The organism is Paenibacillus sp. GP183, assembly GCF_900104695.1.
Taxonomy (GTDB): domain Bacteria; phylum Bacillota; class Bacilli; order Paenibacillales; family NBRC-103111; genus Paenibacillus_AI.
Map to the genome: position 1 here is coordinate 3,481,715 of NZ_FNSW01000001.1, position 21,690 is coordinate 3,503,404.

Here is a 21,690-nt window from a genome sequence, read left to right on the forward strand (position 1 = left end):
CCGCAGGAACGCTGCGTTATTACCAACATATTCACTTGAGCATATCCGGAAAAAGTTTAACCTCAACAGGTGCGCTGTTTACGTATCAAACGCTTCCGGCAATATGTGTTCATATATTCGACAAATCATTTTTGCTATCTTAGTCTACCATGGAACCGTATTCATGACAATATGCTTCTTTGAGTTTCCTTTTGAACGCATTGCTGTGATCCGTTCTTTATATGTCATCTCTTTTTCCCGGTTGGATAACGGCTAGTAAAAGCAGTATATAAATTCCGATTTCACCAATTGTACGGAGCCAGCTAAGAGTAGTCCATAGTTTGGCACGAGCTGCAAATTCCGGAGAAAAAGGCCCTTGTGCAGGTGTATTCTCAAAAGCGATGATTTCAGGAGCAAAATAAGCAAAGGTTGCTCCCCTTATAACCATGTACAGCCCCAGTACAATCAAAAGGTAATTTCTCCGTTTTCGATGCTGCCAATTAATAACTAATGCGATGATGAGCAGAATATTGGCTGCGATATGAAATAGAATCCAGAAGCTAGTTAGTGAGAGGCCATTTGGTGCTTGAATCAAAGCAAAGGAAGCAGGCGGCGATTCACTCCAAACAGGAGCAACTACAATTTCCTCGTACAGGCCGCCTCCATTCAGTACGCCGAACAGTAAGACGGTTATAAACAATGTTAAAAATGCCAATTTGCTTTTCATACTTTTTGGGGTCGATTGCTTGTGGTTGTCATTTGCCCTCATCCTTTCATCAATTGAACACTTTATAGTTTATTTAGACTATATTATTTAAACTAAATAAAGTCAACTACTGTTTCTCAAAATAATCAAAATGGGCTATACTTGGTAGAGTTTCTTGTGTTAACCATCACTTTAAATAGTCAGAAAGGAGCTGGAGCGGCATGCCCAAACCGAAACGGAGTAATCTATTAGCTCTGGCCATCTTGTCCCTGCTGCATGAACGTCCCATGCATCCTTATGAAATCGGGGTTATGATGCGCCAGCGAGGCATTTCCGACAGCATCAAATTGAACACGGGTTCACTTTACGCCGTGATTGAAGCTTTATGGAAGAACAAATTGATTCAGACGGTAGAAACAAAGCGAGAGGGCAAGCATCCAGAGAGGACGATCTACGAACCTACAGCGGCAGGCAAGACGGAGTTTTTTGAATGGCTGCGTTTCTTATTGCGTACGCCTGTGAAAGAATATCCGCAGTTTGCGGCCGGACTTTCTTTTTTAGGTCATTTGTCGCCTCGGGATACGCTTGATCTGTTGAAGGAGCGAGCTGGAACGCTTGTCACACAAATTCAAGACGTCCGTTCTTCCATGGAGGCAACACTCGCAATGGGAATCGACCGACTTTTTGTCATCGAGATGGAGTATTCCCTGGCTTTGCTCGAAGCCGAACAGAACTGGCTCGGGGAGTTGATAAATGACATTGAGAATGGTGTCATAACGGAGCGCAAAAAGGAAAACTTAGTTTGGGTCGTAAATTACAAAGAACCATCCAAAGGTGATACGGAGGATGAGATTAGCAAGAATCATAAAATCTAGTAAGTATGGTATAATGCCCTGAATCCTTTGCCGTTGAGCTTGTTACGGTTCCCCGTTACGTGCACAACGGCGAAATTTAAAGACCTTCCTATCTTAAATCAGCGACTATAGCACGACCTGCTACTCGTCCTGAGAAGAGGCATCCCCCCAAGAACGTACCTTCAAGTGCCCGATAACCATGTATGCCGCCGCCTCCGAATCCGGAAGCTTCTCCTCCTGCATACAGACCAGGAATCACTTCTCCCGAGGAATTAAGAACACGTCCAGACAAATCGGTTTGTAATCCCCCTAATGTTTTTCGGCTAACGATATTCAATCGAACCGCGATAAGCGGTCCGCTTTTGGGATCAAGTATTTTATGCGGGGCGGCCACTCGAATTAATTTATCACCTATATAATTACGAGCTCCACGGAGGGCCGTAATTTGCAGATCTTTGGTAAAAGAATTATCCAATTCCCGATCTCTAGCTTGGATTTGGCGTTCAATCACCGCAAGATTCAATAAGTTTTCACCTGTCAATTTATTCATGCCAGAGACCAGATCAGCCAGATTGTCTGCAATAATGAAATCTTCGCCTTTGTCCATAAATGCTTGTACAGGACCCGGAGCCCCAGGCAGCACTCTGGCCAATACCTTTCTGATACTCTTTCCGGTTAAATCCGGATTTTGTTCAGATCCTGAAAGCGCGAATTCGTGTTCTATTATTTTTCTCGTTAAAATAAACCATGAATAGCAATATCCTGTCTTTTGTATAGCTTCAAGTGTACCCAATGTGTCAAAGCCCGGAAAATTTGGAGCCGGAAAGCGCTGCCCTCGCGCATCCAACCAAATCGATGAGGGGCCTGGAAGTATGCGAATACCGTGATTGTTCCAGACCGGATTCCAGTTTTTCAGTCCTTCTGTGTAGTGCCACATTCGATCCTTGTTAACGACTCGTCCACCTGCTTCTTCAGTAATGGTAATCATCCGTCCATCGACATGCGCGGGAACCCCTGAAAGCATATGCTTAGGAGGCTCTCCAAGCCGACTAGGCCAATTTTTCCGGATCAAATCATGATTACCCCCTATACCGCCTGTGGTAACGATCACCGCTTGAGCTTGATAATTAAATTCTCCTATCACCTCTCTGGAGCTTTCTACACCGCGGGATGATGAACTTGGAGCAAGTATAGATCCGCTCACGCCAACAATAGCACCGTTCCTCTTCACAAGCTGGTCAATGCGATGACGCGGCCGAAACTCGGCACTTCCATCTTTCATGTGTTGTCGAATGCGTCGTTCGAAGGGTGCAACAACGCCTGGCCCTGTTCCCCATACGATGTGGAATCTGGGTACAGAGTTTCCATGCCCCTCAGCCAGATAGCCGCCTCGTTCGGCCCAGCCAACTATTGGAAAAAAGCGCACACCCATATCGTGCAGCCATGCGCGTTTCTCCCCGGCTGCAAATTCTACATAAGCCTCTGCCCATTTTCGTCCCCAATAATCCTCGTCGTCTTCCTTATCGAAACCAGCTGAACCCATCCAGTCTTGCCAAGCCAATTCTTTGGAATCCTTAATGCCCAATCGGCGCTGCTCCGGGGAATTGACTAGAAACAAACCTCCAAACGACCACCATGCTTGGCCGCCGATTGAGGATTCAGGCTCTTGATCCAAAAGCAATACTTTTTTCCCGGCATCGGCAATTTCTGCCGCTGCAACCAGACCCGTTAGTCCGGCCCCTGCCACTATTACATCGAAATCCACAATGAAAACCTCCTAAATGATCACATCTTATCACTTTCAGGTAAATCTTTAGTTAGAAGTGCTTTCATTTGAATAGTTAGATAATATTAGTGACGCTTTTTCTATTTTATGACAATTAAATAGACATTACTAGATATTCTTAGCAGCACTTTGAATGATGCATAAATATAGATAAGGGCCGGGGCACCTGCAACAAGGTGCTTGCCGGCCCTTTCTATGTGAGTGTCATAGCGGATGCAGAGATAACTCCAAAAATTGACAAACTCTTTTTTCAGCATATGTTCAGGTATGCATATTATTATGAACCTATTCGAACAAAGGGGGAAAAAGTTTAATGTAATAGTGGAGGATTCAAATCGAACATTGGACTATTCAAAAAGTTATCTAAATAATAAATTTTAGCACATAAGGTACAAACATTTATTTTAAAAAGGCGGTGCATGGGTTTATGGCCAAAAAGGCGAAAATGATTTCGATTGCTGTTGCCGGGCTTTTACTATTCGGTGGCGGTGTTACGTATTATATTGAAAAGCCTGCTGCTGTCGCGGCTCAAAATATTCAACTCGCGACAGTTCTGCGCGGGGATGTATCCCAAACTGTGTCTGTGTCCGGAACTCTCGCTCCTGCCAATCAAGTCAGCTTCTCTTCTCCAGGTAATGGTGCTAAAATCAGCGCAATGAATGTGAAAGTCGGAGCTAAAGTACAAGCGGGTCAAGTTCTGGCGACCTTCGATAGCACATCTGCTCAAATTCAATTGGAAAGCGCTAAAGCAAATTTTGCTTCAGCGCAAACAAAATTATCGCAAGCCAAGAAAGGTTCGACTAGTGCTCAAATTGCTGTTCAAAGTGCCAATGTGGAAAAAGCAAAGGCAAATTTGAATGATGCGATTTCAAATTATGACGCTGCAGCTAACGATCCGAAATCTACAACCTCGAAGAAAGATCAAGCCAAAGCATCGAAGGATCAGGCGCAAGCCGCGTATGATTCTGCTGTAGAACAATTAAAAAGCCTTAAGGCAGGACCTGACGCATCTAGTGTTCAATCTGCTCAAGCTTCCGTTGATCAGGCTGGGTCGCAGGTTACCCAGGCTCAACAAACACTTGATTCCTATACGATTAAAGCACCTTTTGACGGCGTTGTTTCTGCTGTGAATGGACAAGTTGGTTCCCCTTCAGCTAATAATGCTGCTTTGCTTATTTTGGATGATGCAAGCTCCGCAGTGCTGACGGCCACCTTGCAGGTAAGTCAGACCGATATTACCAAGATTCAGTCTGGAATGGCTGCCGAAGTGACAACCACTGCATTGCAAGGTAAAACATGGAAAGGAACCGTTACGACGGTTGCCCCTGACTCTACAACAAGTAATGGACTTACTACGTACGCTGTTGGGTTAAATGTTGAAAATCCGGATGGACTGTTGCGCAGCGGAATAAGCATTAACGTGACTATTACTACAGGAACGCATAGTAATGTTCTTTATATCCCTTCTATGGCTTTAAAACAAACAGGGAATAGGACAGGTGTATATATCCAAGATTCTGCAGCGGGAACGAATTCGAACTCGAGTCCAAGTTCTAGTGGAAACAAACAGGGAAATTCATCCCAGAATTCTTCTATTAACGGATTAAAATTTGTACCGATCCAAACTAGATATCTTACAGGCTCTAAGGTTGAGGTGACTTCAGGTCTTACAGAAGGTGAACAGATCGCTATCGTCATGCCAACGCCTTCCTCCAATAATAACCAAAAAAACAGCAATGGAAACAGTCTATTCGGCAATAACATGGGTGGTTTTGGCGGCGGCAACGGCGGTAACGGCGGCGGTGGAAACCGAGGCAGCGGTGGAAAAGGAGGAAATTAATTATGAAACCTCTCATTCGACTCACCCATCTTAAAAAGATCTATCAAGTCGGCGATCAAACGATTCATGCCCTTAGAGATGTAGATCTGACGATCTACGAAGGTGAATTCGTAGCCATTATGGGCCCTTCAGGTTCCGGCAAATCCACCATGATGAATGTTCTAGGTTGTCTGGATAAACCTACTTACGGCGAGCATTATCTGGATGGTGTTGAAATCATGAAGGCGAATGACAAACAGCTTGCCCATATTCGCAATGAAAAAATCGGGTTTATCTTTCAAAGCTTTAATCTGCTTGCCAGAACTTCTGCGGTTGAGAACGTAGAATTGCCGATGCTGTATGCAGGTATTTCTTCCAAAGAAAGAAGAAAACGGGCCATTGATTCTCTTTCGAGTGTCGGTCTTGCAGAACGCCTTCACAATAAGCCAAATGAACTTTCTGGAGGACAGCAGCAGCGTGTGTCGATTGCCCGTGCCCTTGTTAACAATCCTGTTATCTTACTTGCGGACGAACCGACAGGAGCATTGGATACGAAAACGACCTATGAAATTATGAGCATTTTCCAACGTTTAAATGATGCTGGGAAAACCGTAATTTTGGTCACGCACGAGCCTGATGTTGCTGCATACGCAAAGCGCATTGTCCGATTCCGCGACGGTATGATTGAACAAGACGAATATATGGAACAGAAGCGGATTGCAGAACATGTGGAGGTGGAGTCATATGAACTTCTTTGAAAGTATTCGTATTTCTCTACGAAGCATAAAAGTTAATAAAATGCGTTCATTTCTTACTATGCTAGGCATCATCATAGGAGTTTGTTCTGTTATTATGATGGTTGCGATTAGCCAAGGGGCTACCTCATCGGTTACAAATCAAATTCAAAGCTTAGGAAGTAATTTACTCATTGTTTCTCCAGGACAGGTTGTTCAAGGGAATGTGAAAATGGGTGCCGGTTCAAAAGATACGCTTACTTTACAAGACATAAACGCTTTGAAAAATGTAAGCACCGTCCAAGGCGCTGCCCCGGATACAACCAAAAGTGCAACCGTGACCTATGGAGATACGAGTTATTCGACGACTATCGAGGGAACCAACCCTGATTTCCTTACGGTTCGTAATAGACAAATGCAACAAGGACGTTTCTTTACAGATCCGGAAATGAATGCAAATGGAAATGTGGCCGTCTTAGGAACGGATGTTGTCTCTAACTTGTTTGGGAATACCAACGCCAATGTGGTTGGGCGAACCATCAACATCAATAATATTCCGTTTACCGTTATCGGTGTGCTTCAGTCTCAAGGCTCTTCTGCGGCCACGAATAACGATGACCGCATCATTATTCCAATTACAACAGGCATGGATCGTATCTTTGGTTCGGCTTCGTTAAGAAATATCTATGTGTCTGCTGCTTCAGCAAATCAATTGAGTCAAGCACAACTAGATGTGGAAATGGCTCTCCGTTCTTCCCATAATTTAATGCCAAGTGATTCCGCAGATTTCCAAATTACCAATCAAAGTGACGTCTTATCCACAGCACAAGGCGTAACCAGCGTCATGACAACACTTCTTGCGGGAACAGCTGCAATATCCTTACTTGTAGGCGGAATCGGAATCATGAACATCATGCTTGTTTCGGTTACCGAACGGACACGTGAAATTGGGATTCGCAAGGCAATTGGTGCAGCCCGCGGAAGAATTTTAGCCCAGTTTTTAATTGAATCTATAGTTTTAAGTGTTGCAGGCGGCGTCACTGGAATCCTGTTCGGCTTTTTAGGCTCGAAAGCTATTACGCAGTTTGCACATATTACAACGGCGATTCAACTATCGCCAATCGTGTATTCCTTTATCTTCTCCTTCCTGGTTGGAGTCGTATTTGGAGTATACCCGGCTCGCAAAGCATCCCGATTGAATCCAATTGATGCGTTACGTTATGAATGAGAAAGGTGGATAAATGATGAGACAAACAATTAAATATAGCTTAGAGGTCTTGACTATGGCAGCCTTGCTTGCGGGGGTAGTTGGTTGTGGATCTTCTTCCGCAACCGCCAACACTCAAGCATCTCCTTCCGCAAGTAATCATACTGGAAATGGAAATGCGAATGGATATGGGAAAGGGAACGGAAATCGTCCCCCCGGTCAAGGCGGAGGCGGCATGTTTAACAATCAAGCGTTGTTAAGCTTGTTGAATATGGATCAAACGACATTGCAAAATGACTTGAAAAACGGAAAAACACTTGTTGATATTGGAAAAGAACACAGTGTAACCGAAGATCAGATTGTAAATGTCCTGGTTCAACAGCGTGTGGATGCTGCCAAAAAACAAGGGAAAACCGATGACGAAATCAATCAGAGCAAAGTTCAATGGACGGACCAAGCGAAAAATCAAGCAGAAAACCCAATGAATTTTAATCGCGGCGGCAGTGGCGGCGGCGGAAACCCAAAAGGCCAGTAATCCAGGAAATGCAGTTCTTTCCTATCATGCTATAAACAGCCCCAGCTTCTTTGAGAAGCTGGGGCTGTTTGCGAGCGGACATCTGGCAATTTATTGACAACGCATACGCTCAGCAGATTACACTGGAATCGCTTGCACACCGCTTCTTCGTCAGCAAGGAGCATCTGTCGCTGATTTTCAAGCAGTAGGTGGGCTCTACGGTGATGGACTACATCGCTTCTAATCGGATCGCCGAAGCCCGACAGCTGATGCAGACGTCAGGCAAGGGCACGAGTAGAAAGTTGGAAGAGTAAACCATATCAATATTGCTCATACTATCCCTCAAATCCCAATTCAATGCAAGATATGCGGATTCAGGAGTATACTCCCCATGTAAACGTTACTATAAATAAGGGAGGTTTTCGGTAATGAAAAAAACTTTACTTACCCTGGCGGCTATCGTGATGCTGGGGACAACCGCGGCCTGCGGCAGCAGTAATGGCGGCAACGCCGCCAATCCAAGTGGCACAAAGGGCGCCACACAGACGAATGCGCCTTCCGCGGCGCTGCAAAAAGTGCAATTGAAAATTTTCCTCGGAGGGCTGGATCGTTTTCGCGTGCAGTTCGACAGCTATTTCGCGAAATTTGCGGAGAAAGAAAAAGCGGATAAAAATATCGAGGTTACGTTCAATTCCGAGTATCCCGGAGCCGATACCGCGCCGCAAATTTTGAAAACCCGCCTGGCTACTGGAGATGTTCCGGATGTGTTCAGCCTTCATGCCGGCAATGATATCCCGCCGTTCTCCACAGCAGGCTTTTTGACGGATCTGTCCGATCAGCCATTCGCCAGCAAACTGATCCCAGGCATCAAACCGCTCGTATCGGTCAACGGCAAAGTCGTCGCCTTACCGTTGGAGAGCGTGGCATGGGGTTATCTGTACAATAAGAAAATTTTCAACGATTTGGGCATTACGCCTCCAGCCACGCTGACGGAAATGAAAACTGTCGTACAGAAGTTGAAGGACAATAAAATGAAGCCGTTTCTGCTCAGCTACAAAGAAGCGTGGATTCCGCAGTTGTTCCTGCCTCTGACGGTCGGTGGACTGGTAAACAGCACCCATAAAGATTTCGTCAGTAAAATGAACAGCGATCAAGGCAGCTTTGCAGATATTAAGGAAATGTTCGACATTATCGATTTGGTTAACGCCAACGGAACGGATCGCCCATTCGAAATAAGCAACGACGACGGCTCCGCTGCTTTCGCAACCGGCTCTGCAGCCATGTGGGTGCAGGGGCCGTGGAACGCGGACAGCATTCTGAAAGTGGACGACAAGTTCCAACTTGGGGTTGCGCCGTTGCCGATTACGGACAATCCGGCATCAACACTAATCAACACTTCGGTCTCCACTGCCCTAGCGATATCACCGGGGAGCAAAAACAAAGAAGTGGCGCTGGATCTGCTCAACTATATTCTGGATGACCAGGCCTCCAATGATCTTTACCAAAGCCTGAAATTCAACCCGGTTTCAACCAAACACACCTTTAAGCCTTATCCTTGGGTAGAAGATGCCTTAGTGTATGTGAACAAAGGCCAGTCGTATCAGGATCCGACCATTCCTTCCGCGGTGAAGGACGAATCCGGCAAAGCGCTGCAATCTTACTACAACAAATCCATGACCAAGGATGATATCATTAAGGATTTGGACAAAACCTGGAAAAATGCCAACGCCGCAGCCAAAAAATAAAAACGGATTGTAGAATTGCGCCGTGCCCCGATACCGTTGCCGCGCACCTAGCGGCAATTGGCGGGGTACGGTTTTCCTAAGGAGGGGAACTATACTGAACCGACGCGAACGAGCCTCAATTTCGCTGATTTTATTCGTATTGCCTGCTTTTGTTCTCTATTTGCTGTTTCTGGCCATTCCGATGATTCAAGGCTCTTACTTCAGCTTTACGGACTGGAATGGGTTAAATAAAACGTATAACTTTGTCGGGTTCAGCAACTTTATCGAAGCGATTCGCGACGATACCTATTTCCGGTCGGCCATTTTGTTTACAGCCAAGTACGTTGTAGTTGCGGTTGTGCTTCAGAATGCGATTGCTTTGCTGCTGGCGCTGCTGATCGAATCCCGGAAACGGGCGAAAGGCTTTTTTCGGACGATCTTTTTTATGCCGAACATGCTCAGTGTTATTATCAGCACCTTTATGTGGGTATTCGTGTTTTCCAAAGTCATTCCGGCCTTGTCCAAATACAGGGCATTGAAGTTTCTTAATCTTTCCTGGCTCGGTGATCCGACCGTATCGTTCTGGACGATCGTCATCATTTCCGTATGGGGGGGCGTGGGAACGTTGATGCTCATCTATATGGCGGCGATTCAGGGTATACCCGCGCATCTGAAGGAAGCGGCGATCATCGACGGTGCTCAGCCGTTGCATATGCTGCGGTACATTACACTGCCGATGATCGTGCACGCGCTGACGATTTGCATTTTTCTGACCTTGAACAGCTCATTCAAAATATACGATCTCGTATACGCTGCAACCGGGGGAGGGCCTGGCAGGGGGACGCAAGTCATAACCATGAACATTTTAGAGGAAGCTTATCAGGGCAACATGCGTTTCGGTTATGCCAGCTCGAAAGCGATCATCCTCTTCCTGATCATATTCGTGATTACCATGATTCAAATATCAATCATGAAAAGGCATGAGGTGGAGGCATGAGTGAAGGTATGAGTAGACGCCTGTATTCGGTGTTATCATGGATCGTGCTCGGGGTGCTGGCGGTATACTTCCTGTTCCCGATTTACATGGCCCTGATCAACTCCTTCAAGTCGCAAGCGGAAATTTACAAATTCGTTCTGAAGCTGCCCTCCTCCCTGAACTTTAAAAATTACGTCGATGCCTTCACGAAAGGCAATCTGCTGAAAGCAGGATTGAATACGGTTATCGTCACGGTTACCGGGATTGTCGGCATCATCGCCTGCAGCTCCCTCGCCGGGTACAAGCTGTCCCGTACGCGCGGGCGGCTGAGTGGAGCGATCTTTACGTTGTTCGTCGCATCGATGCTCATTCCTTTCCAGACGATCATGGTCACCTTGACCAAGATGGCCCGTGATCTGAAACTTCAAGGCTCGCCGCTGGGGCTCGGCATCGTCTGCGCCGGCCTAGGCGTCAATATGGCGATTTTCCTATACCACGGCTTTGTGAAGGGGATTCCGCGGGAACTGGACGAGTCCGCGAGCATCGACGGTTGCGGGGAATGGCGGGCGTACTTCACCATCATCTTTCCGCTGCTGCTGCCGATTACTTTCACCATTATCGTGCTGAACCTGCTGTGGCTCTGGAATGACTTCCTACTCCCGCTGCTGCTGCTTAACGATTATCACGCCTACACGCTCGTGCTGGCGATCAATATGTTTTTCGGAAAGTACACATCGGACTGGCCGCTGATTCTGGCTTCGCTCGTGATATCCTCAGTTCCCATCATCGTCATCTTCGCAGTTTTCCAGCGGTGGATTATCCAGGGTATTACGGAAGGCGCGGTCAAAGGCTGATATCTTGAACCCCCCGCATTTATTGCGGAGGGTTTTTTCTTCCGGGACGCTATCGACCTGATTAGCCGGAGCATACTCTCCCTAATTTTGGACTGGCTAGGTTTACTGCTTCGCTTCGTTCTCGGCTTCCCATCTGGATATATCTTCACGAACTCGCGGCGCTACCTCTGTTCCCAGCAGTTCAATAGCTCTCATCACGTCCTCATGACGCATCGTACCAACCGGTACGTGCAGCAGAAAGCGTGTGATGCCTACGTGCTTGCGAAGGTGAATGATTTTCCGGGCAACCGTCTCCGGATCGCCTACGTACAGTGCTCCTTCAAAGGTGCACGCGGCATCGAAGCTTGTACGGTCATAATGCCCCCAGCCCCGCTCCCGTCCAATCTTATTCATGCTTGCCTGGGTGGAAGGAAAAAACTTGTCGGCTGCAACCTGGGTCTCTTCCGCAATGAAACCGTGCGAGTGGGAAGCAACCAGGAGCTGCATTTCATCATGACCTGCGTGAGCTGCCGCTTTCTTATAAAGCTGCACGAGCGGCGCAAACTGCAGGGGACTGCCTCCAATAATAGCTAGAACAAGCGGCAGTCCGAGCAGGCCTGCGCGGATAACAGATTCCGTATTGCCCCCGCTGCCAATCCATACAGGCAAAGGATTTTGAACCGGACGCGGATACACGCCCAGATGATTAATCGCCGGCCGATGTCCGCCTTTCCAGGTGACCATCTCGGATTCCCGTATTTTCAACAACAGCTCCAGCTTCTCATCGAACAGCTCATCGTAATCATTTAAATCATATCCAAACAACGGAAAGGATTCGATAAAAGATCCTCGGCCTGCCATGATCTCTGCGCGTCCGTTCGAGATCCCGTCGAGCGTAGCAAAATCCTGAAACACGCGCACCGGATCGGCAGAAGAAAGCACTGTGACCGCACTAGTCAACCGTATTCGTTTCGTCTGTGAAGCAGCCGCAGCCAGCACGATTGCAGGAGAAGACGCCGCATAATCTTTCCGATGATGCTCGCCCACGCCAAATACATCCAACCCCACCTGATCTGCAAGTACAATTTCCTCGACTACCTCTCGCAATCGCTGGGCATGACTCATTACCTCACCGGTTTCAACGTCCGGCGATGTCTCTACAAATGTGCTCACACCTATCTCCACTGACAATCCCTCCAACTTAAATATATCCTGTACTCGCCAATGCTAGCTTTAATTATCCCCTGCAATGAATGCGACCTTCTCGGTCTTATGTGGTCAAATAGGTTCACGCTTGCCTTTGAACACGTAAATCTTCATGAAGAAAAAGCTGCAAAGCGAGGAAAGCGCCATCGAGATACCTTTGGCGCCGTTATGAACGAGCCATAGCGGAAGAATGAATAGGCCGAGCAGGTATGAAAACAGCAAGAAGACGCCGTTGCTGATCAGAAGGCTCACCAGCGCTTGGGCGGCGAAAAACGCCTTCTCTCTAGTGTTGAAGGACGATTCCCGCCGGAACGTCAATCGAGCGTTCCAGACGTAGCTGTTCAAAACTGCGACCGAGTAGGCCAGCGAGTTGGCGAGAATCAGGTCCCACGCGTTCGCATGCCCCCATTCCTGCAGCAGTAAGTTCAACACAATTAAATCAAGGGCGCCGTTCATGGCTCCGATGAGGCTGAAGCGGGCGAACTGAAGAACGTCCTGCCTGAAATGAATGAATTTCATGGGGTCCCCTTCTTCTTTAGAAGCACATCCTCATAATAACCGAGCAGCTGTTCAGAGGGTTCTTTCCAGCTCACTTGTCCGGCCGCCGCGTATGCGTTGCTCGAAATCCTTTCCCGCAGACCGGACTCGGACAATGAGGCTATCGCTTCCGCCAGAGCTCCGGGATGGTCCGCGTCGAACAGCACGCCCGTTACACCATCCTCGATCTGCTCGCAAGTAGGTCCGCTTTTGCTCGCTACGACCGGCAGCCCTGAAGCCATTGCCTCCAGAATCACAAGACCAAGCGTCTCGGTCGTTGACGGGAAAACAAACAGGTCGGCGGAAGCGTAAGCTTGTGCCAACGACTCGCCGTGAAGGAAGCCGGTAAAGACCGTGTTCGTGCCGCGAAAATAGGTTTCCAAAATAGTCCTGTGCGGACCGTCACCGACGAGCGCGAGGCAGATCTTAGGGGAAGCGTTCAACACATCCCGAATTTGCTCGATCCCTTTCTCGGCGGCGAGCCGCCCGACATAGAGCATTACGGTTTGGCCGGGCTGGCTGCCGGACAGTAAGCCGCGCATGTCCACATTCCGATGCCTCGGTCCGAATCTCTCCGTATCAACCCCACGTTTCCACAAATGAACGTTGCGGAATCCATGATCGTTCAGCTCGGCCAGCACCGATTGTGAAGTGCACAGGTTCAAATCGGCCCTGTTGTGCAGCAACCGGAACCACCACCAGAGGATCGGCTTCAGGAACGGAAGTCGGTAGTAATCGGCGTATTTTGGAATTTGCGTATGATAAGAAGCGATCATTGGCAACCGCAGCTTGCGACTGTAATAAATTCCCGCCACACCCAAGACCGCCGGGTTGACGACGTGCACCAGGTCAGGGCGAAGCCGGCGCAGCAGGGCTCCGACCTTCCGGTTCGGCATCGCCAGCTGCTTGCTGGGGTATAGAAAGAACGGGCGTGCAGGGATTCCTTCGATCTTGACGCCATTGAATTCATAGACGCCCAGGTCAGGCGCGATGACTGTCACGTGATGGCCTTGCTGCTGAAGCCAGCGGATGGCAGCGCTCAGCCGGGTGACGATGCCGTCCGTGGACGGTAAAAAGGTTTCGGTTATGATGGCAATCTTCATTCGAGCGGGCTCCCTATTCTACTTCCAGGTTACTTGAGGCAGGACGTTCTGAGCCAGGATGCGATCCTTATGCCGGCCGGCGGTAAGCAGAATGTCCCTCAGTACCTCGTCTGTCAGCAGGTGCGGCTCCAGCCCGAGCTCCATCAGCTTCGTGTTTCTGGCATTATAGTAATGCTTCTCCTTCTCGACGCGCGGGTTGTCCAGGCGGGCGATTCTCACGTTCAAACCTTCCTGCTGCGCCACCTTGCGCACCTTCTCAGCGAGATCCATCACCGAGAACTCCTCCGTGAATTGGTTGAATACCCGGAACTCCCCAAGATCTGCCGGGTGCTCTGCGGCTATCTCGATGCAGCGGATCGTATCGCGGATGTTCAGAAACCCTCGGGTCTGGCCGCCTTCCCCGTAAACCGTCAAATCATGGCCGATCGCGGCTTGGACGAGGAAACGGTTCAGCGCAGTACCGAACACGCCGTCGTAGTCGAGCCGGTTGACGAGCGTTGGATCCATCAATGTCTCGTCGGTATGCAGGCCGTAGACAACGCCTTGATTCAAGTCAGTCGCGCGCATGCCCCAAATTCTGCAGGCAAACATCAGGTTGTGGCTGTCATGAACCTTTGAGAGGTGGTACATGGAACCGGGCTGCTTCGGATAGGGAAGAACGTCTTCCCGGCCGTTGTGGACGATTTTGATATAACCTTCTTCGATATCGATATTCGGGGTACCATATTCCCCCATTGTACCAAGCTTGATCAGATGGCAGTCCGGAACGATTTCTCTTATCCCATAAATGACGTTAAGCGTGCCGACTACGTTGTTGACCTGGGTAAATACGGCATGCTCCCGATCTATCATCGAATATGGAGCGGAGCGCTGCTCCGCGAAGTGCACGAAGGCTTCCGGACGGGTTTGTTCTAGAGCGGTTCTCAGAAAATCATAATGGTTCAAGTCGCCGAAATAGAGCCTTATCTCTTGCCCGGTCAGGTTTCTCCAACTTGCGATCCGATCCTTCAGCGAGGCGATCGGCGTAAGAGAATTGGAGCTCAGCTCGTCATCCCACTTGCGACGAATTAGGTTATCGATAATCGTGACTTCATGTCCTTTTTTCGATAAATACAAAGCCGTCGGCCAACCGCAAAATCCGTCTCCACCAGCAATCACGATTCTCATTAACTAATGTTCCTCCTCAGCCGTTTCCGTTATCGTCTAGCTTTGCCCCGCATGGTGCGGTTCATTCCAAAGAATATACTAACACAGCTTTATTAACTTAATATAAACAAGCGATTAACCACGAGCAGTGAGCCATTGCCGGCGTATACAATTTTGCCTCATTTGTGTGTAGGGATCACCTTAACATTCATAACGGCAAAAATGGGAAAGGAGCTGCACCGCGACAGCTCCTTCCCGTTTATATGGACTGGTTCATCAAAGTTTGTGTTTTGTTCATATGCCTAGTAGGATAGAGCCCCAAGACAAAATTCTTCTATCCAGTCGAAATTAAATATCGAACTTAAACAGAACGTCTTAATTATTAATTTTGGAAGAAAGTTGGTGTAATCAAATTTATAGATAAATTGATCTGTCTTATATTCTTTACTTTTCAAGATTAATTCATTCGATTCCCCGAACGAGCTGCTCTCCAAAATTCGACTGACCAAAAAATTTTCATCTCTGCTTACCCCATGATAATCTGAATCGAATAAATGGCCATCAATATTACTCTTGTCGACCAATATAAAGGAACAGTAATTGATTTTATTAAAAAATGATTGTTTTTCCTTATATGAGACAATAGGATCTTTTTCCCCTTGCAGCACAACCAAATAGCTAGTATTAGCAAATTGATCATAAAGGAATGTTAAATCAATAATCTTTCTGTCAATTTTAAGTTTTTTAATGAATGCTGGTATTTTTAATAGTTTTTTTGTATTGTTACTATCTATCATTTGTATCTGATCATGATCCAAATAAAAGGGAAACAAATAGCTAGAGTTATCGATAATCATATTGGCTACATTCGGCATGAAAGCATTAACTAAATGTGCCAAATAAGCACCGTGAGAATTACCGTATATAACGATTTTTTTTGTATTAAAATGATATCCATTATCCCAAATGATCTGGATAACGGCATTTAGGGCAGATATGTTATCGAGGGCCTGCATTACAGACATGTCATTAAAGTAATCTAATGTTTCATTTTTTGGATGTATGGTTTCTTTTTCAAATCGCTGCATAAATTCCCAACCAAAATAATCGCACTGAACTACAATTAAATTATGCTTATCAGACAATTCTTTTCGCATGTCCAGATACATTTGCGAGAAATGAAGGTAACCAGCGATCAATAATAAAATACCTGTATCCTTATTTACTCCTTGTTCTGGTTCCGAAAAAAATATATTTAACTTACGCGGCTTCCTATGCTTAGTATAAATACTTGGGTGGCCTTGGATTCGAAAATCATACTCTCTAGACAAGATGGCACACTCCTTCTATATGTAATAACAAAAACGTTAAATGAATATGTGTCTCGTCACACTCTATCATAAATCATTTTAAGTTATTATCGTCAATAGGTATTAGGTTCTTTAGCTTTGTGTCCTAAACTTTCATTGAGTTTTCCATTTTTCAGGAAAGCGCATTTCTATCACGTTCGCCCATTTTCTCTAACTTTCCGAAAGAGACCGCAACCGCCTGAGCGACGGAAATAAAACCATCCACAGGCCGGCAACAGCTATTGTTCCGAGGCCACCGATGAATGCAGCTGGAACAGCTCCAATAAACCCGGCTAACATGCCCGACTCGAACTCGCCAAGCTGATTGGAGGTCCCAATGAAAAGCGAATTCACAGCATTCACTCGGCCCCGCATCTCATCCGGAGTTTGCAACTGTACGAGTGAAGACCGAATAACGACACTAACGACGTCCGAAGCCCCGACGAGAAACAAAGCAACCAATTAGCGGATTTCGAATTTCATGGGCCACTCCGGCTGCCAGCTCCCCGACAATAGACAGCTTTTCTGATTGCAAAAGGCACTCTTCCGCTTTTTTGCGCTCGGAGATATCCCGGCTGATCATGACGATATGCTCGATCATCCCCCCGTCTCCCCTAACTGGCTTGCAGCGGGACTCGAATTCGATCCATTGGCCTTCCTTGTGTTTGAACCGGAATTCCATGGAATGCGATTCTTTATTTTCAAACATCCTCTTTATCGTACTCCCAAACATCCTCCTATCGTCTGAATGTACCAACTCGCTTAATCCAATGCCTTCCAACTCCAAGCATGGATAACCCAAAGCGAGCTCATGGGAAGGAGAGAAGTAACTAACGGAGTGGTCTTTGTCCATAACCATAATCAGATCGGATGTGTTCTCGGCAATGAGCTGATATTGGGACTCACTTGCTTCCAGTGTTTTCTCCATATACTTTTTTTCTGTAATGATTCTGCGGAGCCTCTCATTGGATTCAATGAGTAATGCCCCTAGGATTACGCCTAACATTACAAATAATAAGTACTGCAGATGAAAGAGCGGTTTATCTTCTAAAATATGAAAAGAAATTACAGTAGTTATATAAAGACCAATAAAGGATCCAAATAGAACCGCGCTTCTTTTAAGAGGTGTAAACCGTAAAATATATACATGCAAAATGGAGAAAACAACCATGATTAATACCCAACCCATAATGGCCGGAGACCAATTGCCGCTTGTAAACAGTCTAGTGATTAAGGCAAAACTCCCGGTAATTAATCCTGCTGCTGGTCCAAGAAAGGCAAAAACCAGGATGACAGGGGCATATCGGATGTCGTAAGAATAACCTTGCTGCTGGACCGACAACATTACGAGGATAACAGAAACAATCCCAGCATAAACGCCTACCCAAAGGCGCAGCTGCTTAAGAGGTTGATGATTGATATACGAACGGATGACGAGAGGCGTACTGACTAAGAGTGAAAAAATGGATAGATTAACGATGTAGTCAAACAGAAACAATATTTTCTCACCCGCGCTCTTTGTTGTCATAAATATTCCTTTCTATCATAAACCAGCGGGGTCACTATTTCTATAAGCATGTTTTCTTTTGATGCGACATCTACGATTTCAAATTCTGTTCCGGTTTCACTCTCAGCGTGTCACAAATCAACGCCGTTAGTTGTCTTCTAACTGAAACAACATTCAAAAACGATGGAGGAGATTGACATGGAAATGAGAATGAACTATTACGAGACAAATCCCGAAGCTTTACAAGCGCTGCTGGCTCTGGAGAAATTTGCGTCTAGCACCGGAATCGACAGGAATTTGTATGAGCTAATCAAAATTCGCGCTTCGCAAATCAACGGTTGCGCCTTTTGCATCGACATGCATGCCAAAGATTTATTGGAATCCGGCGAGAGCCTGGATCGGATCTTACTTCTGACCGTGTGGTGCGAAGTTCCTATTTATTCAGAGAAAGAGCGGGCAGCAATCGAGCTGACCGAATGCGTGACCCGACTTTCTGAGTCAGGAGTGCCAAAGGAGGTTTACGACAATGTACGCGCACATTTCGATGAAAAGCAATTCGTTGACCTGATTATGGCTATTAATGCAATCAACTGCTGGAACCGCATTGGCATCTCGACAGGCATGTTCCCGGGGTGTATGATCAAATAACGGAATATGAATAATACTGTATTTACTTTCAAACGGGGCCTTTCTGGCTCCTTTTTTGCCAAATGGTGAGGAACGGGGGTGGTCTCATGAAGATTGCTGAGCTAAATCCTGAAGATTGGAACGCAGGTCAGTTGTATCAATCTTATAAGCCTTATCTTATGGCAGTTGCTTATCGGATGCTTGGCTCTGTCTCCGAAGCGGAGGACGTTGTTCAGGACATGTTCGTCTATCTGCAAGCCCCTCCGGCCGATCCGATCCAACATGTCAAAGCCTACTTGGGCAAAATAGTCACAAACCGCTGTCTCAACGTTCTGAAATCGGCAAAAAAGAGGAAGGAAACCTACCTCGGACCGTGGCTGCCTGAGCCATTGAGTCTTTCGGAGGATTACAATCCTCTTGAAGTTGTCGAACGCAGCGATACGATATCGTACGCCTTTATGATTTTGCTTGAGTCTCTTTCCCCTGTAGAGAGGGCGATTTACGATTTGCGTGAGGCTTTCGTATACGACTATAAAGACATCGCCGATATGGTCGACAAATCCGAGGCGAACTGCCGCAAGATCTACAGCCGGGCTAGAAAAAGAATGGAGAGCGCTGACGCCGGAATAAGCGAGCGTATGCTTTTCGGCCTGGAGAAACAGCTTGTAAAGCGATTTGTCGACGCCTTCAAGAAGGGAGCCATCCCGGAGCTAATGAAGCTGCTAACAGAAGACTCAGTGTTCTTCTCCGATGGTGGAGGGAAAGTGCGGGCAGCTATTAATCCGATTGTCACCCGTTCTCGGATTGCGACTTTGTTGAACGTGCTCTCAACGAATAAGCTTAAGGATGCCTCGGTGCAAGAGGTTAAGATGAACGGAGGCATAGGCCTTCTGTTTATCCAGGGCGGATCCGTTGTGGGGACGATCGCCTTTGATTGGAACCTGGTAACGTACGAGCTCCACCGGCTTTATACCGTTCTGAATCCTGATAAGTTGAGGCATATTCGTGTTACGTAAACATAAGACAAAAAAGTTTTTGTGAACATGCAAATAACGGATTTGGGAATTAAGGAATTAATCGAATTCAAACGTGAACGAATATTCTTTCATTTTTCTGTATCCTGCAAAAGCTTACCCGCATTCCGCCCGGCTTGACGAAATATTTGTTCCAGACTAAAATTCTTCTGTTCGTTGGAACCCGGGCCATCCCTGAACACATGGTGTTCCTGCTCTTCCACTGGTTCCGCTATGATGGGTTCGATATTCGAATTCGAATGAACCTCATAAGTATCATTTATGGACGGTCCCATTCCTTCGATTTGTGAATCTCCCGAAGCTGGAATCGAAAGCGATTGTTGTTCTTGGAGTATATATCTTGTCACAATATCCATTATACCTTGACTGAACATCCCGTCTGCCTTCAATTGGTTCATATAATCGATGACCTCAGGTGGGGTCTCAGACGGGATATAAAGGGTCACATCCTTACCGGGACAAACGAAAACAGTTGATCTCCGTTTCTTCAATCAGATCCGCTCCCACCTTCGGACCCCTTCTCGTTTTCAATGCTTGCCGCCGCTTCATCCGCATGTTTCAAGGCATGATCGAGCAAAAAGAAAGTTCCGCGGACATTGCGGAATTGGCTATACTCTGTTTTATCGAAACGGATTGGTAAACCCAACTCGGCATTTAATTTCTCGATCCAAGGTTGAAGTACAATTGCTCCACCGCCGATAAACCAAAACTCGTTGGCGTAGCGGACATTCTTCCAAGAATTACGTGCATATTTCAACACTTTTTCCGCCAATATGCGCATGTGGCGGTTTACAAGGTTGGTCATATCAAACGCAACCTTACCTTCTGCGTAAATTTCATATTCCTTGCTGACGAGCATTTTAGTCAGTTCTGCTGTGCTGCCAATTAACTCTTCTCCATGGGCATTGACCTCATTACGTATGCTTTCCAAAGCATCGTTTAAGTAGATTTTGGCACCTGTTGAATGCCGTTGGTCCAGATCTAAACCCGGTCTAAAAAATGCGATATCCATATCCACACCACCTACATCCGCAATACCAAAGCCCTTATGTGATAACTGTGATTTTGAAGTGGCCTCCATATCATATACACCAGACACATCATCAATGCTAATATCCGTAGGAAGCGAGAACTCCATCTCCACCGTTACTCCTTTGAATAATGGTGTTGTAACAAATGTAATGGAGTGAACGCCTCCAGTAATTTTTCGACTAAATTCTTCGCGGAAATGAGTGATTTCTCTTATGGGCAACCCTGTTCCTAAGTTTACCGCTGCCTTAATGCGACTCTTCCCACTTTTAATGGCATCCTCATGTTTCATAGCAATAGCATATGCCGCCGCCGTTAGGAGAGTAACCATCGTCTCGGGTCTCTGTGCCTTCTTTTGAACCGCTTTATCTCCTACGATTTCATGAACAATACCTTCATCGCCGATCGCTAAATTACCCACATAGACATGACGGTATTGATCAGTTTCGATTGCAGGAGATGTGATCTGAACATCTAAAAAATCCAGGGGTTCTCCTTGTTCCATTAATAAATAACGCTCCCCAAATGGTTGTGCCACCACATTAGGGAAAATAAAAGTGCGGCTCAAATCGTCATATATTCCTTTAACATGACTGCTCCCGTTATCAATGGACAGATTGATGGTTGTGGTAAGAATATCTTGCTTTGCCATTCTATTTCCTCTCCCAACCTATATGAGTTAATATATATAGATTCGAAATGTCTCGTTGGTTTGGGTGGGTTAATAGATAATTTCTTGTTTTTTCTAAAGTTTAAACTTTAAACTTTAAAACTCAAACCTTAGGAGTTTAAACCTCAAACTTCAAACTTTAAACTTTAAAGTTTAGGTAATGGTAAACCCCAAAAATTTATGTTCGAAAAACTATGACAAAAACCCCTAAAATAATTTTTAGAGGTCGGTTCAACTGTATCTATTAAGACTTTCCCGGACAATTTTTCGCCGTTACTTGTGATATGGTTCGGCGTATCATCTATAAAGCGATTTTTGAAGGCTCCCTTTTGGGAGCCTTGCCTTCAATG

At 46.3% G+C, this 21,690-nt stretch carries 21 protein-coding genes; 10 read left to right on the forward strand and 11 right to left on the reverse strand.

Annotated features, from left to right (window positions below; all coding sequences use genetic code 11):
• Positions 1-217 precede the first annotated feature (217 nt).
• A complete protein-coding gene (locus BLV33_RS17180) occupies positions 218-694 on the reverse strand; it encodes a hypothetical protein (protein ID WP_139305764.1) in 477 nt (158 codons plus the stop codon).
• A gap of 212 nt (positions 695-906) precedes the next feature.
• On the opposite strand from BLV33_RS17180, the gene BLV33_RS17185 reads away from it, so the two are divergent.
• The gene (locus tag BLV33_RS17185; protein ID WP_090794332.1) at positions 907-1,560 is read left to right on the forward strand and encodes a PadR family transcriptional regulator; all 654 of its coding nucleotides are present in this window, start codon (positions 907-909) and stop codon (positions 1,558-1,560) included.
• 88 nt (positions 1,561-1,648) lie between these two features.
• On the opposite strand, the gene BLV33_RS17190 is transcribed toward BLV33_RS17185, so the two are convergent.
• The gene (locus tag BLV33_RS17190; RefSeq protein WP_090794335.1) at positions 1,649-3,304 is read right to left on the reverse strand and encodes an FAD-binding dehydrogenase; all 1,656 of its coding nucleotides are present in this window, start codon (positions 3,302-3,304) and stop codon (positions 1,649-1,651) included.
• Between the two features lie 448 nt (positions 3,305-3,752).
• Between BLV33_RS17190 and BLV33_RS17195 the strand changes: the two genes are divergently transcribed.
• The 7 genes from BLV33_RS17195 (at position 3,753) to BLV33_RS17225 (ending at position 11,153) form a co-directional block, all read left to right on the forward strand.
• The gene (locus tag BLV33_RS17195) at positions 3,753-5,165 is read left to right on the forward strand and encodes an efflux RND transporter periplasmic adaptor subunit (protein WP_090794338.1); all 1,413 of its coding nucleotides are present in this window, start codon (positions 3,753-3,755) and stop codon (positions 5,163-5,165) included.
• 2 nt (positions 5,166-5,167) lie between these two features.
• Complete coding sequence (locus tag BLV33_RS17200; protein ID WP_090794341.1) at positions 5,168-5,902, forward strand: ABC transporter ATP-binding protein; 735 nt, start codon at positions 5,168-5,170, stop codon at positions 5,900-5,902.
• Positions 5,889-7,106, forward strand: coding sequence for an ABC transporter permease (locus tag BLV33_RS17205; RefSeq protein ID WP_090794343.1), 1,218 nt, complete (start codon positions 5,889-5,891; stop codon positions 7,104-7,106). The genes BLV33_RS17200 and BLV33_RS17205 overlap by 14 nt, the downstream gene beginning before the upstream one ends.
• A 16-nt stretch (positions 7,107-7,122) precedes the next feature.
• Positions 7,123-7,620: a hypothetical protein gene (locus BLV33_RS17210; RefSeq protein WP_090794346.1), complete on the forward strand. Its 498-nt coding sequence runs from the start codon at positions 7,123-7,125 to the stop codon at positions 7,618-7,620.
• A gap of 407 nt (positions 7,621-8,027) precedes the next feature.
• Positions 8,028-9,344, forward strand: a complete 1,317-nt coding sequence (locus tag BLV33_RS17215) for an ABC transporter substrate-binding protein (protein ID WP_090794349.1) — start codon at positions 8,028-8,030, stop codon at positions 9,342-9,344.
• Between the two features lie 94 nt (positions 9,345-9,438).
• Entirely contained in the window at positions 9,439-10,320 is an 882-nt protein-coding gene (locus BLV33_RS17220; RefSeq protein WP_090799010.1) for a carbohydrate ABC transporter permease, read from the forward strand.
• On the forward strand, positions 10,317-11,153 hold the full coding sequence (locus tag BLV33_RS17225; protein WP_253187094.1) for a carbohydrate ABC transporter permease: 837 nt from the start codon (positions 10,317-10,319) through the stop codon (positions 11,151-11,153). Before BLV33_RS17220 ends, BLV33_RS17225 begins: the two co-directional genes overlap by 4 nt.
• A gap of 102 nt (positions 11,154-11,255) precedes the next feature.
• Here BLV33_RS17225 and BLV33_RS17230 read toward each other — a convergent pair whose 3' ends face one another.
• The 7 genes from BLV33_RS17230 to BLV33_RS17255 form a co-directional block, all read right to left on the reverse strand.
• Positions 11,256-12,317, reverse strand: a complete 1,062-nt coding sequence (locus BLV33_RS17230; RefSeq protein ID WP_090794351.1) for an LLM class flavin-dependent oxidoreductase — start codon at positions 12,315-12,317, stop codon at positions 11,256-11,258.
• A gap of 93 nt (positions 12,318-12,410) precedes the next feature.
• Complete coding sequence (locus BLV33_RS17235; RefSeq protein WP_090794353.1) at positions 12,411-12,857, reverse strand: GtrA family protein; 447 nt, start codon at positions 12,855-12,857, stop codon at positions 12,411-12,413.
• Positions 12,854-13,978 (reverse strand): glycosyltransferase family 4 protein, encoded by a 1,125-nt coding sequence (locus BLV33_RS17240; RefSeq protein ID WP_090794356.1) that lies wholly within the window; start codon positions 13,976-13,978, stop codon positions 12,854-12,856. Before BLV33_RS17240 ends, BLV33_RS17235 begins: the two co-directional genes overlap by 4 nt.
• Before the next feature lie 18 nt (positions 13,979-13,996).
• Positions 13,997-15,145 carry an NAD-dependent epimerase/dehydratase family protein gene (locus tag BLV33_RS17245; RefSeq protein ID WP_090794358.1) on the reverse strand — a complete coding sequence of 383 codons (1,149 nt, stop codon included), beginning with the start codon at positions 15,143-15,145 and terminating at the stop codon, positions 13,997-13,999.
• Between the two features lie 281 nt (positions 15,146-15,426).
• Positions 15,427-16,455: a DUF2920 family protein gene (locus tag BLV33_RS17250; RefSeq protein WP_090794362.1), complete on the reverse strand. Its 1,029-nt coding sequence runs from the start codon at positions 16,453-16,455 to the stop codon at positions 15,427-15,429.
• Positions 16,456-16,644: 189 nt separating this feature from the next.
• Positions 16,645-16,836, reverse strand: coding sequence for a hypothetical protein (locus BLV33_RS29385; protein ID WP_216234791.1), 192 nt, complete (start codon positions 16,834-16,836; stop codon positions 16,645-16,647).
• Positions 16,837-16,894: 58 nt separating this feature from the next.
• A complete protein-coding gene (locus tag BLV33_RS17255) occupies positions 16,895-18,001 on the reverse strand; it encodes a PAS domain S-box protein (protein ID WP_253187095.1) in 1,107 nt (368 codons plus the stop codon).
• Positions 18,002-18,178: 177 nt separating this feature from the next.
• On the opposite strand from BLV33_RS17255, the gene BLV33_RS17260 reads away from it, so the two are divergent.
• A complete protein-coding gene (locus tag BLV33_RS17260; RefSeq protein ID WP_090794365.1) occupies positions 18,179-18,628 on the forward strand; it encodes a carboxymuconolactone decarboxylase family protein in 450 nt (149 codons plus the stop codon).
• An 86-nt stretch (positions 18,629-18,714) separates the two neighbouring features.
• Positions 18,715-19,623, forward strand: a complete 909-nt coding sequence (locus BLV33_RS17265) for a sigma-70 family RNA polymerase sigma factor (protein ID WP_171909190.1) — start codon at positions 18,715-18,717, stop codon at positions 19,621-19,623.
• 89 nt (positions 19,624-19,712) lie between these two features.
• Here the strand turns inward: BLV33_RS17265 and BLV33_RS17270 are convergent, their stop codons facing one another.
• Positions 19,713-20,132, reverse strand: a complete 420-nt coding sequence (locus BLV33_RS17270) for a hypothetical protein (protein ID WP_090794371.1) — start codon at positions 20,130-20,132, stop codon at positions 19,713-19,715.
• On the reverse strand, positions 20,129-21,322 hold the full coding sequence (locus BLV33_RS17275) for a ParM/StbA family protein (RefSeq protein ID WP_090794375.1): 1,194 nt from the start codon (positions 21,320-21,322) through the stop codon (positions 20,129-20,131). Before BLV33_RS17275 ends, BLV33_RS17270 begins: the two co-directional genes overlap by 4 nt.
• Positions 21,323-21,690 lie beyond the last annotated feature (368 nt).